General features: G+C 31.8%; 10 protein-coding genes and 4 pseudogenes. 8 read left to right on the forward strand and 6 right to left on the reverse strand.

The window, feature by feature from the left end; translation table 11 throughout:
• Positions 1-274: 274 nt before the first annotated feature.
• Positions 275-1,921: pseudogene (locus JV528_RS12995) on the forward strand (IS1182 family transposase).
• A gap of 44 nt (positions 1,922-1,965) precedes the next feature.
• Here the strand turns inward: JV528_RS12995 and JV528_RS13000 are convergent.
• The 4 genes and pseudogenes from JV528_RS13000 to cstR all read right to left on the reverse strand — a co-directional run.
• Positions 1,966-2,322 (reverse strand): annotated as a pseudogene (locus tag JV528_RS13000) (tRNA-dihydrouridine synthase); the annotation flags it as partial.
• 364 nt (positions 2,323-2,686) lie between these two features.
• Positions 2,687-2,775 (reverse strand): annotated as a pseudogene (locus JV528_RS13005) (hypothetical protein).
• 97 nt (positions 2,776-2,872) lie between these two features.
• On the reverse strand, positions 2,873-3,628 hold the full coding sequence (locus JV528_RS13010) for a sulfite exporter TauE/SafE family protein (RefSeq protein WP_204177750.1): 756 nt from the start codon (positions 3,626-3,628) through the stop codon (positions 2,873-2,875).
• Positions 3,628-3,888, reverse strand: coding sequence for a persulfide-sensing transcriptional repressor CstR (gene cstR / locus JV528_RS13015; protein ID WP_001105087.1), 261 nt, complete (start codon positions 3,886-3,888; stop codon positions 3,628-3,630). The genes JV528_RS13010 and cstR overlap by 1 nt, the downstream gene beginning before the upstream one ends.
• Before the next feature lie 136 nt (positions 3,889-4,024).
• Here cstR and cstA point away from each other — a divergent pair, with 136 nt between their 5' ends.
• From cstA to sqr, 3 genes are read left to right on the forward strand one after another with little or no spacing between them, the layout of a single operon-like run.
• Entirely contained in the window at positions 4,025-5,092 is a 1,068-nt protein-coding gene (cstA, locus tag JV528_RS13020) for a persulfide response sulfurtransferase CstA (protein WP_065316432.1), read from the forward strand.
• Positions 5,093-5,122: 30 nt separating this feature from the next.
• On the forward strand, positions 5,123-6,457 hold the full coding sequence (cstB, locus tag JV528_RS13025) for a persulfide dioxygenase-sulfurtransferase CstB (protein WP_000465470.1): 1,335 nt from the start codon (positions 5,123-5,125) through the stop codon (positions 6,455-6,457).
• Between the two features lie 17 nt (positions 6,458-6,474).
• On the forward strand, positions 6,475-7,668 hold the full coding sequence (sqr, locus tag JV528_RS13030) for a type II sulfide:quinone oxidoreductase Sqr (protein ID WP_001033008.1): 1,194 nt from the start codon (positions 6,475-6,477) through the stop codon (positions 7,666-7,668).
• 268 nt (positions 7,669-7,936) lie between these two features.
• Here the strand turns inward: sqr and JV528_RS13035 are convergent.
• Positions 7,937-8,169 (reverse strand): annotated as a pseudogene (locus JV528_RS13035) (universal stress protein); the annotation flags it as partial.
• Positions 8,170-8,331: 162 nt separating this feature from the next.
• Positions 8,332-9,318, reverse strand: a complete 987-nt coding sequence (locus JV528_RS13040) for a tRNA dihydrouridine synthase (protein WP_000662031.1) — start codon at positions 9,316-9,318, stop codon at positions 8,332-8,334.
• A 308-nt stretch (positions 9,319-9,626) separates the two neighbouring features.
• Here JV528_RS13040 and JV528_RS13045 point away from each other — a divergent pair, with 308 nt between their 5' ends.
• From JV528_RS13045 to JV528_RS13060, 4 genes are all read left to right on the forward strand, one after another.
• A complete protein-coding gene (locus JV528_RS13045; RefSeq protein ID WP_000389762.1) occupies positions 9,627-9,830 on the forward strand; it encodes a DUF6007 family protein in 204 nt (67 codons plus the stop codon).
• Between the two features lie 48 nt (positions 9,831-9,878).
• Positions 9,879-10,181 carry a TfoX/Sxy family protein gene (locus JV528_RS13050; RefSeq protein WP_000201646.1) on the forward strand — a complete coding sequence of 101 codons (303 nt, stop codon included), beginning with the start codon at positions 9,879-9,881 and terminating at the stop codon, positions 10,179-10,181.
• A 201-nt stretch (positions 10,182-10,382) separates the two neighbouring features.
• On the forward strand, positions 10,383-10,985 hold the full coding sequence (locus JV528_RS13055) for a hypothetical protein (RefSeq protein ID WP_000908951.1): 603 nt from the start codon (positions 10,383-10,385) through the stop codon (positions 10,983-10,985).
• 266 nt (positions 10,986-11,251) lie between these two features.
• Complete coding sequence (locus JV528_RS13060) at positions 11,252-14,404, forward strand: DEAD/DEAH box helicase (RefSeq protein ID WP_000080569.1); 3,153 nt, start codon at positions 11,252-11,254, stop codon at positions 14,402-14,404.
• Positions 14,405-14,441: the final 37 nt, after the last annotated feature.

Here is a 14,441-nt window from a genome sequence, read left to right on the forward strand (position 1 = left end):
GACTGGGTGCAGTTCATAATTCCTAGCAAAATAGCCAGTAAATGAGTTTTCATAAATTCATTTACTGGCTTCTTTATTTACAATATTTCGTATTGTTGGCTCGCTTTCTTAGGGGACAGCTTCAGCCTGTAGTCTTCAGCTTGTCCTGTTCCCTCAAGAGTCTCGCCAAAATACTTTGTATTTATATGTAATTTTACATTGAAATACTTAAAAAAAATAAGGCCCTTTCGTATAATTTAATAAATACCAATAAACTAAATTAACGAGGTGCCTTATGTATAAAAATTATAACATGACCCAACTTATACTACCAATAGAAACTTCTGTTAGAATCCCTCAAAATGATATTTCACGATATGTTAATGAAATTGTTGAAACGATACCTGATAGCGAATTCGATGAATTCAGACATCATCGTGGCGCAACATCCTATCATCCAAAAATGATGTTAAAAATCATCTTATATGCATATACTCAATCTGTATTTTCTGGTCGTAGAATAGAGAAATTACTTCATGATAGTATTCGAATGATGTGGTTAGCTCAAGATCAAACACCTTCTTATAAAACTATTAATCGTTTTAGAGTGAATCCTAATACTGATGCGTTAATTGAATCTTTATTTATTCAGTTCCATAGTCAATGTTTAAAGCAAAACCTTATTGATAATAATTCAATTTTTATTGATGGTACAAAAGTAGAAGCTAGTGCCAATAGATATACATTTGTGTGGAAGAAAAGTATTCAAAATCACGAATCGAAATTGAACGAAAATTCAAAAGCATTATATCGTGACTTAGTTGAAGAAAAAATAATACCAGAGATAAAAGAAGATGGAGATAGCGATTTAACAATAGAAGAAATAGATTTAATTGGTAGTCATTTAGATAAAGAAATCGAAGATTTAAATCATTCTATTGAGAACGAAGATTGTGCTCAAATTAGAAAACAGACCCGAAAAAAAAGAACTGGGATTAAGAAGTTCAAAAAGAAGTTTGATGATTATTCCGAAAGAAAAAGTAAATATGAAGAACAAAAATCGATTCTTAAAGATAGAAATAGCTTTTCTAAAACTGATCATGATGCAACTTTTATGAGAATGAAGGAAGACTATATGAAAAATGGCCAACTTAAGCCAGGATACAATTTACAAATAGCGACAAATTCTCAATTTGTTATATCCTATGACCTATTTCAAAACCCGACAGATACTAGAACTTTAATTCCATTTTTAACAATGATTCAAAATACCTTCGGTTATTTACCGGAGTATATTGTAGCTGATGCAGGTTATGGTAGTGAGCAAAACTATATGGCTATTATAGATGACTTTAATAAAACGCCACTTATTACGTATGGCATGTTTATTAAAGATAAAACGAGAAAGTTTAAAAGTGACATTTTTAACACTCAAAATTGGAAATATGACGAACTTAATGATGAATTTATATGTCCTAATAACAAAAGAATAGGTTTTAAAAGATATGCATACCGTAATGATAGATATGGTTTTAAACGTGACTTCAAGCTATATGAATGCGATGACTGTTCAGCATGTTCTTTGAGGCAACAATGCATGAAACCAAATTCGAAATCCAATAAGAAAATCATGAAGAATTATAATTGGGAATACTTTAAAGCCCAAATTAATCAAAAGCTTTCTGAACCAGAAACGAAAAAAATCTATAGTCAAAGAAAAATTGATGTAGAGCCTGTTTTTGGATTTATGAAGGCTATTTTGGATTTCACTCGAATGTCAGTTCGAGGAATAAATAAAGTTAAACGAGAGCTAGGTTTTGTATGAATGGCACTTAATATAAGGAAAATAGCAGCTCAACGAGCTGTACATTATAAAATACATATCAAAAAAGCTGATTTCTATCAAATAAATAATAGAAATCAGCTTTTTTACATTGCCTAAGAACTTTAAGAACTTAATGTCCCAAGCTCTACCCCTCATTACATCTATAATTCTATTTTAAGGTCTTCGTCCATTTGGGCTTCAAATTCATCTAGTAATGCTCGTGCTTCTGCAATTGATTGTGTGTTCATCAATTGATGTCGAAGTTCGCTAGCGCCTCTTATGCCACGCACATAGATTTTAAAGAATCTACGCAAGCTCTTGAATTGTCGTATTTCATCTTTTTCATATTTGTTAAACAATGATAAATGTAATCTCAACAGATCTAATAGTTCTTTGCTTGTGTGTTCACGTGGTTCTTTTTCAAAAGCGAATGGATTGTGGAAAATGCCTCTACCAATCATGACGCCATCAATGCCATATTTTTCTGCAAGTTCAAGTCCTGTTTTTCTATCGGGAATATGGGAGTGGGACAGAAATGATATTTTCTCAAAATTTATTTCGTCGTCCAACCCCAACTTCCATTGTCTGTAGAATTTCATTTCGAAATTCTCTGTGTTGGGGCCCCGCCCCCCAACTTGCACATTATTGTAAGCTGACTTTCCGCCAGCTACTATGTTGGGGCCCCTGACTTTAATTGAAAAAAGCTTGTTACAAGCGCATTTTCGTTCAGTCAACTACTGCCAATATAACATTGTATAGCATAGAACATTGATTTATGTCCCAACCTCCAATTTCGTCACGTAAATTTTTAATAGCTTCGATTAATTCCCAATGTGCATCTACTTTACTAATGCGTTTGATAAAAACTTAAATAATATTAATTCAGTCATCAGTGGCATTAAATCTTTTATCATTTTTAGTTATAGTTGATAAATTTATATTTATAAGCATATATATGGATATTTCATCAAAAATTTTTATTCATATAAATCCGAACTGCATACATATTTGTTGAAATAAGAGGTATTATTTTTCGGGAAATTGCTGTCTGAGTTATAAGGATTAGTTTTATAAAATGAGTTGAATTATAGCAAAAACGATTAAAATACTGATAATCCATTTTTGTATTATGTTAGGGACTTTTTTACTTAATTTTAACCCTATTGGAGCAAATACAATACTCCCTATTATAAGGAATAAGGCGTCATATAAAGGGATATAACCTTGAATAAGTTTGATGACAAAAGCACCAATTGAAGATATAAAAGCAATTACTATACTATTAGCGACTACAGTATTCATTGGTAATTTGAATAAAACCAATAATATAGGAATAATAATGAAGGCACCACCTGCACCTATTATACCTGAAATGATACCAATGAAAAGGCCAATGATAACTAATAAATATTTATTAAATGAAGACTTTTCGGAACTAGGTTTCACTTTAATAAACATTAATGTTAATGCAAGTAAAGCAATAATGATATATACCGTATTTACAAATGTAGCATCAAATAAATTTGCTAGAAATGCACCTAACATACTCCCTATAATCATGCCGCCACCCATATAAAGAACTAATTGTGGCGAGAACTCTGTTTTTTTTCGAGCTTTTAATGAGCCACTTAATGTACTGAAAAAGACTTGGCTAGAAGTAAGACCTGATGCGATATATGCGCTATATGCAGGGGCTCCGAATAATGGTGGTAATAATAAAATAGCTGGATAAATAATGATAGCACCACCTACGCCTACTAGACCAGATATGAACCCACCGAATACCCCAATGAGTAACATGATAACTATATTAACAATATCCATTACTTACTTTTCACCAATAAGTTTACAGCTTCATTAATTAACTCTTGGGAGCTTTCTTCATCATCCGCAGCTGCTTTTACGCATTCTATTAAATTTTCACTAATAATGATACCCATCAAGCGTTGGAGTGAACTCTTTGATGCACTGATTTGTGTAATGACATCTTTACAGTCTTTTCCTTCCTCCATCATTTTAATAATTCCATTTAGTTGCCCTTGTATTCTATTAATACGATTAATCATTTTTTTATCATAATTCATAGTCATACCTCCACTTTTAATTGAATAAAAATATATTAATAGATAAACACAAATGTGTCAAATACCCCTAGAGGTATTTGGCAAGTTCCATTCAACTGTTTAGAATACCCCTACAGGTATTTTTAGGGAGGTTATTATGAAACAATACGGAGAAAAGTTTATCGATGAATTTAGTAAAGCAGAATTGGAAAAACTAGCAAAGCAAGGGCAATTAATTGATGTTAGAACAGAAGAGGAGTATGCATTAGGACATATCAATGGTTCCATACTTCATCCTGTTGATGAGATTGAGTCATTCAATAAAGAAAAAAATAAAACCTATTATGTAATCTGTAGAAGTGGTAACAGAAGTGCTAATGCTAGTAAATATTTAACTAAAAAAGGTTATAACGTTATAAATCTTGATGGTGGTTATAAAGTTTATGAAGAAGAAAACGATAGTTATGATACACAAGAAGAATATAAAAGTATAGAAATTAAAGCAGATCGTAAACAATTTAACTATCGTGGTCTTCAATGTCCAGGGCCAATTGTAAAAATTAGTCAAGAAATGAAGAATATTGAAGTAGGTGACCAAATTGAAGTCAAAGTCACAGACCCTGGATTCCCTAGTGATATTAAAAGTTGGGTGAAACAAACAAGGCATACTTTAGTTAAGCTTGATGAAAATAACAATGGAATTAATGCGATTATTCAAAAAGAAAAAGCAAAAGATTTAGATGTAAATTATTCTGCTAAAGGTACTACAATTGTATTATTTAGTGGAGAATTAGACAAAGCTGTAGCAGCATTGATTATTGCAAATGGCGCTAGAGCTGCTGGAAAAGATGTATCTATCTTCTTTACTTTTTGGGGGCTTAATGCATTAAAAAAAGCGCAAACAGTTAATGTTAAAAAGCAAGGTATTGCAAAAATGTTTGATTTAATGTTGCCCAAAAAGAATATACGAATGCCTCTTTCCAAAATGAATATGCTTGGTTTAGGAAATATGATGATGCGCTACGTAATGAAAAAGAAAAATGTTGATTCATTACCAACACTTATCAATCAAGCTATTGAGCAAAATATCAAATTAATCGCTTGTACGATGAGTATGGATGTCATGGGTATTCAGAAAGAAGAACTTAGAGATGAAGTTGAGTACGGTGGTGTAGGCACTTATATTGGTGCTACTGAAAATGCGAATCATAATTTATTTATCTAATTAAATCTATTAATAAAAGGAGTTGTTATCATGTTTTTTAAACAGTTTTACGATAATCATTTATCTCAAGCATCATATTTAGTGGGTTGTCAACGTACAGGAGAGGCAATAATAATAGACCCTGTTCGTGATTTATCGAAATATATAGAAGTTGCAGATTCTGAAGGTTTAACAATTACACAAGCTACAGAAACACATATTCATGCTGATTTTGCTTCAGGAATTCGTGATGTGGCTAAACGCTTAAATGCAAATATATATGTGTCTGGCGAAGGTGAAGATGCATTAGGGTATAAAAATATGCCATCAAAAACACAATTTGTTAAACATGGAGATATCATTCAAGTAGGCAATGTTAAATTAGAAGTTCTGCATACTCCAGGACACACGCCTGAAAGTATTAGCTTTTTACTCACTGATTTAGGTGGTGGTTCAAGTGTTCCGATGGGATTATTTAGTGGTGACTTTATTTTTGTTGGTGATATAGGTAGACCTGATTTATTAGAAAAATCTGTTCAAATAAAGGGTTCTACAGAAATTAGCGCGAAACAAATGTATGAGTCCGTTCAAAATATTAAAAATTTACCTGACTATGTTCAAATCTGGCCGGGTCATGGTGCTGGAAGCCCTTGTGGTAAAGCATTAGGTGCCATACCAATATCTACAATAGGTTATGAGAAAATTAATAACTGGGCATTTAATGAAATTGATGAGACTAAATTTATTGAATTATTAACATCAAATCAACCAGCACCACCGCATCATTTTGCACAAATGAAACAAGTTAATCAGTTTGGTATGAATTTATATCAATCATACGATGTTTATCCTAGTTTAGATAATAAAAGAGTAGCATTTGATCTTCGTAGCAAAGAGGCCTTTCAAGGTGGCCACACAAAAGGAACAATCAATATACCATACAACAAAAACTTTATTAATCAAATTGGTTGGTACTTAGATTTTGAAAAAGATATAGATTTAATTGGAGATAAATCTACTGTTGAGAAAGCGAAACACACTTTACAATTAATTGGGTTTGATAAGGTAGCAGGCTATCGTTTGCCAAAATCAGACATTTCAACCCAGTCCGTTCATAGCGCTGATATGACAGGTAAAGAAGAACATGTATTAGACGTACGTAATGATGAAGAGTGGAATAATGGACACTTATATCAAGCTGTTAATATTCCACATGGTAAATTATTAAATGAAAATATTCCTTTTAATAAAGAGGATAAAATATATGTACATTGTCAGTCAGGTGTTAGAAGTTCAATTGCAGTGGGTATATTGGAAAGCAAAGGTTTTGAAAATGTGGTGAATATTAGAGAAGGCTATCAAGATTTTCCAGAATCATTAAAATAATTTAAGGATGTGGAAAAATGAATAAGCATTATCAAATTGTTATTATTGGTGGCGGTACAGCAGGTGTTACCGTAGCATCAAGACTATTAAGAAAAAATCAAAACTTTAAAGGGGAAATAGCAATTATAGACCCAGCAGACCATCATTACTATCAACCATTATGGACGTTGGTTGGTGCAGGGGTATCTAGTTTGAAAAGTTCTCGTAAAGATATGGAAAGTGTTATACCTGAAGGTGCTCACTGGATAAAACAGGCTGTTTCAAGTTTTCAACCTGAAAATAATAGCGTTATTTTAGGAGATAATACAGTCGTTTATTATGATTTTTTAGTAGTAGCTCCAGGATTACAGATTAATTGGTCTTCAATTAAAGGACTAAAAGAAAATATAGGTAAAAATGGTGTTTGCTCCAACTATTCACCTGACTATGTTAACGAAACTTGGAACCAAATTTCTAATTTTAAACAAGGAAATGCCATTTTTACGCATCCAAACACTCCTATAAAGTGTGGAGGTGCGCCTATGAAAATTATGTATTTAGCTGAAGATTATTTTAGGAAACATAAAATCCGTTCTAACGCTAATGTGATATATGCAACGCCAAAAGAAGCTTTATTTGACGTAGGAAAATATAATAAAGAATTAGAGAGGATTGTTGAAGAAAGAAATATAACAGTCAATTATAATTATAACCTTGTTGAAATCGATGGTGACAAAAAAGTGGCTACATTCGAACATATCAAAACATACGATAGAAAAACAATAAGTTATGATATGTTACATGTAACACCACCTATGGGTCCCTTAGATGTAGTAAAAGAAAGTACACTTTCAGATAGTGAGGGATGGGTAGATGTTAACCCAACCACATTACAGCATAAAAGCTACTCTAATGTATTTGCACTTGGTGATGCTTCAAATGTACCTACTTCAAAAACAGGCGCAGCTATTCGTAAGCAAGCACCTATCGTCGCTAATAATTTATTGCAAATGATGAATAATCAAATGTTAACGCATCATTATGATGGTTATACTTCATGCCCTATTGTTACTGGATATAATAGGTTAATACTTGCAGAGTTTGATTATAATAAAAATACTAAAGAAACAATGCCGTTTAATCAGGCCAAAGAACGTAGAAGTATGTATATATTTAAGAAAGATTTATTACCTAAAATGTATTGGTACGGCATGCTAAAAGGATTAATATAATAAAGTACAGAAAACAATAAATTTTTTAATGAAAAATCTTTTACTATAAAATATTAAGTATTTAAATGACGTGTCAGTGTTGTGTTTATATGTCGTGAATTTTTAGCTCTAAATAGTATAAGATTGAAAAAGGTGTTACTGTTTTAAATGATCACGATGAAGTCATTCAATAAGAATGATTATGAAAATAGAAACAGCAGTAAGATGTTTTCTAATTGAAAATCATCTCACTGCTGTTTTTTTAAAGGTTTATACCTCATCTTCTAAATTATTTAATAATAATTAATGGTATTTGAGCACGTTTAGCGACTTTATGACTGACATTACCAATATCCATTTCTTGCCAGATATTCAAACCACGTGTACTCAAAATGATAGCTTGGTATGTACCTCCAATAGTAATTTCAACAACTTTGTCTGTTGAGCACTAAGAGCAATGTTAATTTCATAAGTTGTAAACAATTTTTTAATTGGAGTTTTTTTCTGAGTTAAACGATATCCTGCTGTATTTTTAATTTTGCACCATTTCCAAAAGGATAAGTGATATAAGTAAAAAGGCATCATCGGGAGTTATCCTATCAGGAAAACCAGATAATACCTAAGTAGAAAGTGTTCAATCCGTGTTAAATTGGGAAATATCATCCTCAACCTTTATTACTCATACTATAATTCTATTTTAACGTCTTCGTCCATTTGGGCTTCAAATTCATCGAGTAGTGCTCGTGCTTCTGCAATTGATTGTGTGTTCATCAATTGATGTCGAAGTTCACTAGCGCCTCTTATGCCACGCACATAGATTTTAAAGAATCTACGCAAGCTCTTGAATTGTCGTATTTCGTCTTTTTCATATTTGTTAAACAATGATAGATGCAATCTCAACAGATCTAATAGTTCTTTGCTTGTGTGTTCGCGTGGTTCTTTTTCAAAAGCGAATGGATTATGGAAAATGCCTCTACCAATCATGACGCCATCAATGCCATATTTTTCTGCAAGCTCAAGTCCTGTTTTTCTATCGGGAATATCACCGTTAATTGTTAACAATGTATTTGGTGCAATTTCGTCACGTAAATTTTTAATAGCTTCGATTAATTCCCAATGTGCATCTACTTTACTCATTTCTTTACGTGTACGAAGATGAATAGATAAATTTGCAATGTCTTGTTCGAAGACATGCTTCAACCAATCTTTCCATTCATCGATTTCATAGTAGCCAAGGCGTGTTTTAACACTTACCGGAAGCCCACCTGCTTTAGTTGCTTGAATAATTTCGGCAGCGACGTCAGGTCTTAAGATTAAGCCGGAACCCTTACCCTTTTTAGCAACATTTGCTACAGGACATCCCATATTTAAGTCTATGCCTTTAAAGCCCATTTTAGCTAATTGAATACTCGTTTCACGGAACTGTTCTGGCTTATCTCCCCATATGTGAGCGACCATCGGCTGTTCATCTTCGCTAAAAGTTAAGCGTCCGCGCACACTATGTATGCCTTCAGGGTGGCAAAAGCTCTCGGTATTTGTAAATTCAGTGAAAAACACATCCGGTCTAGCTGCTTCACTTACAACGTGTCGAAAGACGATATCTGTAACGTCTTCCATTGGCGCCAAAATAAAAAATGGACGTGGTAATTCACTCCAAAAATTTTCCTTCATAATATATTTATACCCTCTTTATAATTAGTATCTCGATTTTTTATGCATGATGATATTACCACAAAAGCCTAACTTATACAAAAGGAATTTCAATAGATGCAACCATTTGAAAGGGAAGTATAAGAGTAGTCTAAAATAAATATTGTGGTAAGTTGATCAATACAAAGATCAAGGATTATCGTATTAAATTGTTCATTATTAATGATACACTACTTATGAATATGATTCAGAATTTTCTTTGGCTACTTTTACAGTAAAGCGATTTTTTAGTTATCTTATAACAAAGACAAATTTATAAAGGTGATATTATGGAAGATTTAAAGCATTCTTTAAAAAGTTTAGGTTGGTGGGATTTATTTTTTGCGATACCTATGTTTCTGCTATTCGCATACCTTCCAAACTATAATTTTATAACTATATTTCTTAACATTGTTATCATTATTTTCTTTTCCATAGGTTTGATTTTAACTACGCATATAATTATAGATAAAATTAAGAGCAACTCGAAATGAATCATTAATACGAATGTGATTAAACATAAAACTGAAGGAGCGATTACAATGGCGACTAAGAAAGATGTACATGATTTATTTTTAAGTCATGTGAATTCAAATGCCGTTAAAACTAGAAAGATGATGGGAGAATATATTATTTATTATGATGGTGTTGTTATAGGTGGTTTGTATGATAATAGATTATTGGTCAAGGCGACTAAAAGTGCACGTCATCAATTTCAAGATAACACATTAGTATCGCCGTATCCGGGTGCCAAGGAAATGATATTAATTCCAGACTTTGCCGAAGCAACAAATCTAAATGATTTATTTGAGCTCATAAAAAATGATTTGAAAAACACATCATAAATTGCCATACTCAACTATTTTGAAAAGCATCATTTCCATATTATCAAATTATTGAGTATCTCGATTTATTGTTATACACAAACAGTATTTTTGTTATCATAGAGTTTATAAATATAATAAATTGAATAAGTAACTTTACAAAACTAGAATGATTCAATTCAATCACAATTATTTGAAAATAGAGGTGAGCAGGTGAACGATATGTTAATTAGTCTCGTAATCCCAGTTTTTGCTTTGTTAGTTATTGGTGGTATTATTTGGATGATTATAGAAGGTATAGTACATATTTCAAAAAAGAATAAAGCAATTGATAACTTTTTTAACAAAGTTAATAAAGTAAGTGAGACATATAAATTCGCTACTACTTTTTTATTTCTAATCTTGGCTACGGCTGGTATTTCTCAATTTTATCTATATTATATAGTATCAGAGTTTCTTTTTTTGCTGGTTATATTTACCTTTGGTATTGCAGGTATCATTTTTTTAATGCCATATGGCTTATGTTTCCTACCACTTTATACGCAAAAAAAGAAAAAACAGACATTTAAAAAATACATGGCTTACACTACGATTGGTTTGTCAATTTATCTAGGCTTATCTCTAGTTTTGGTTCACACTACGAAAATTTATATGGACGAAGGTGGCGTAAGATACTATTACGGTAGTTTTGTAATGAAACAAGCGGGCGGTTATGCTTATTTAGCTTTAGCAGTACTTTCAACGTTGTTAATTGTTGCGAAAAAAGCTACAAATAAAAATAAAGAAACCGAAACCGTCGACAATACAAATATAACGGAAAGATAATTAAGGGAGTGCTCGTTCAGGAGTGCTCTTTTTTGATGTCCAAATTTAGTTGCAAATGAAGGCATAGAAGAAATTTTTATAGTCATTTATTGGATAATGAATTATGGTCATATCGATTAATTTTATTAGTGAGGATTTTACAAACATTTGTTGAATAAATATGGTAATGATAATATATGAATATTTTTGAAAAAACACTAATATGATTAAATTATTTGTTAAAATAGCATTAAGTAAAAAACAAACAGGGAACAAGGTGGGATTTCATGAGTCAATTGCTAAATGATACGTTATCGGCTTGGTTGTTAATTGAATCTTTAAGTCCAGGAGAAGTAAATTTTACAGCGGAAGATATACTCTCAGCTGAACATTTTAAAAATGGTACAAAGCAAGCGCAACTTCAAAGTTTTGATGAATATTTTGAAATATGGAATGATGAACGCTTTATTATATCAGAAGAAAAATCAGAGATTGGCGAAATCATTTTTAAATTTTACAGACATTGTTTCCGCTATAGTGAAATTAATTTGAAAATTCAGGATATTTTTGATGATTATTCAGATATTCATAATCCAAATGGGACACACTGTTATGGTTACACATTTAATATAGATAAACACGGTAAAGTGATAGTTGATTCTATACATATTCCGATGATTATGAGTGCATTGAAAGAAATTGAAAAGAATAAAAATGCTAATATAGAAGAAAAATTTAATGATTCTGTTGAAAAATTTGTTCAAAAAGTAAAAGAAATTTTAGCGGATGAACCAATTAATGAATTTAAATTGAAGAAGATGGACATAGCTTATGATGAGTATTTTTCTGTATTAAATTCAAAGAAAGATGGATTATTTGCGCATTATGTAGCAATAGAATATGTGAAAGATAGTGATTTACCACAGCCAGAATTTAATAGCTTCTTCATAAGTGATATTGAGAAAGCAAGAAAATCTCCCAATCAAACTTTAATTGATTACATTGAAGGTGTAGAAGAAAGTCAGCGCATAGAAGTAGATGAAAATAAAGAAATGTTTGACAAATTTTTACATCCTTCACGTTTGCCTGATGGACGCTGGCCATCACAGACTGAGTTTAGATTGTCTTTAATGCAACAACTTGCTGTAAACCAAATCACGAGTGGTAATGAAAGAATAAGTTCTGTTAATGGGCCACCAGGGACAGGTAAGACGACTTTATTAAAAGATATATTTGCTCATCTAGTAGTTGAAAGAGGCAAAGAGTTAGCCAAACTAAATAATCCTAAAGATGCATTTGTCAAAACAAAAATTCATGAAACAGATGATAAATACGTCTATTTACTTCAGGAATCTATTGCTAAATATAAGATGGTAGTTGCGTCTAGTAATAATGGCGCTGTTGAAAATATATCTAAAGATTTACCGAAAATTGAAGAAATTATAAGAAATCCTGAAAAATGTAAATTCCCGGAATATGAAACAGCTTATGCAAATTTAGCATATGAATTAAAAGATTTTGCTGAAATAGCTGAAGATTTGATTGGGGAAAGTGCCTGGGGCTTATTTTCTGGGGTGTTTGGAAAAAGTACCAATATTAATCAAGTATTGGATCACATGTTAAAACAAGATGTGAATGATATTGGCTTTGCTAGATTACTTCAAAATGAAAATAATCGTATGGGTTATCACGAGTTAATGACTGAATGGCAAGCACATCAACGTGCATTTTTAGAAGAGTTGAAGCATGTTGAAATGTTAAAAGAAGAATCTATTAGAGCCTATGATGTTTATAAAAGTTGTGAGTCTTACTCTAAGATGGAACAGGCAATTAATAGTGAAAAAACAACAATTGAAGAACAGATATATCATTTAGAAAATGAAGCGTTACGAGACAATAAAGAAATTGAAGATTTGGATGATCGAATTAATTATAATACAAAGCAACTCGAAACTTTAAATGAGTTGATTAAATCCATCAGAGATAGTAACAAAGGGTTTGTTAACAAGCTGAAGGCGATATTTAATTCAGAAGAAGATGAAAGATATAAAAAACATAATGCAGAGAAGCAACAATTATTAGGACAACAGATAGAGTTAGAGAAATGTAAAAAAAATAAAAATGAAGACCTTGTTAGCAAACTAAAAGAAAAAGAGAAATTAATTAAACAATTAACTAAAGTACAGTTGCAATTAGACGAGTTAAATTCACAGTTACAAGAGTTAGAAGCATATCGTATTGAGTCAAAAATTACAATTCCAGAAAAAGATTTTTGGAGTGACAACAATTATGATGAGCGCCAAGTTACTAATTTGTGGACGAGTGACGAACTTCAATACAGACGTGCCATGCTCTTTTTAAGAGCAATGATATTGCATAAATTATTATTGATTGCTAATAATACAACTATTTATTATGCGATTAATGATTTTAAAGATAGAAGGAAATTAATTGATGCAAATCCAGATAAAGTACACAACGCATGGAATGTAATGCATTTAATATTTCCAGTAGTTAGTACGACGTTTGCAAGCTTTAAATCTATGTATGGGGGAATACCAAAAGATTTCATAGACTACTTATTTATTGATGAAGCAGGACAAGCAATACCTCAAGCAGCTGTAGGGGCATTATATCGTTCGAAAAAAGTTGTAGCTGTAGGTGATCCGATTCAAATTGAACCGGTTGTGACTTTAGAAAGTCATTTAATTGATAACATTCGTAAAAATTATCATGTTCCGGAATATCTAGTTTCTAAAGAAGCTTCTGTGCAGTCTGTTGCAGACAACGCCAATCAATATGGCTTTTGGAAATCTGATGCTACTGATAGTAATCAAAAAAACTGGATAGGCATACCTTTATGGGTGCATAGACGATGTTTAAAACCTATGTTCACGATAGCTAATCAAATCGCTTATAATAATAAAATGGTGCTACCTAGTAATATTACAAACGTAGGTAAGACCGGTTGGTATGACGTTAAAGGAAACTCAGTACAAAAACAATTTGTGAAAGAGCATGGCGAAAAAGTAGTGGGATTATTAGCTGATGATTGGATTGAAGCAATTAAGGAAGGTAAAAATGAACCGAGTTCATTTGTAATATCGCCTTTTTCAGCAGTACAGCAACAGATTAAACGTATGTTAAAGCAACAACTACCGACTAGAATTGATATTGAACGTACAAAAATTAATCAATGGGTCGATAAATCCATTGGTACTGTTCATACTTTTCAAGGTAAAGAGGCTCAAAAGGTGTATTTTGTAATAGGTACTGATAATACTCAAGATGGTGCTGTGAACTGGTCATGCGAAAAACCAAACTTGTTAAATGTTGCAGTGACAAGAGCTAAAAAAGAGTTTTATGTAATTGGTGACATGCAAAGAATACAGTCGAAACCATTTTATGAGACCATTTTTAAAGAAAGAAATGTAAAATGAAATGACAGCATTTCTATAGGCTAATCAAGTGATACTT

Origin of the sequence: Staphylococcus sp. GDB20D11A (assembly GCF_016893255.1) — a bacterium.
Taxonomy (GTDB): Bacteria; Bacillota; Bacilli; order Staphylococcales; family Staphylococcaceae; genus Staphylococcus; species Staphylococcus aureus.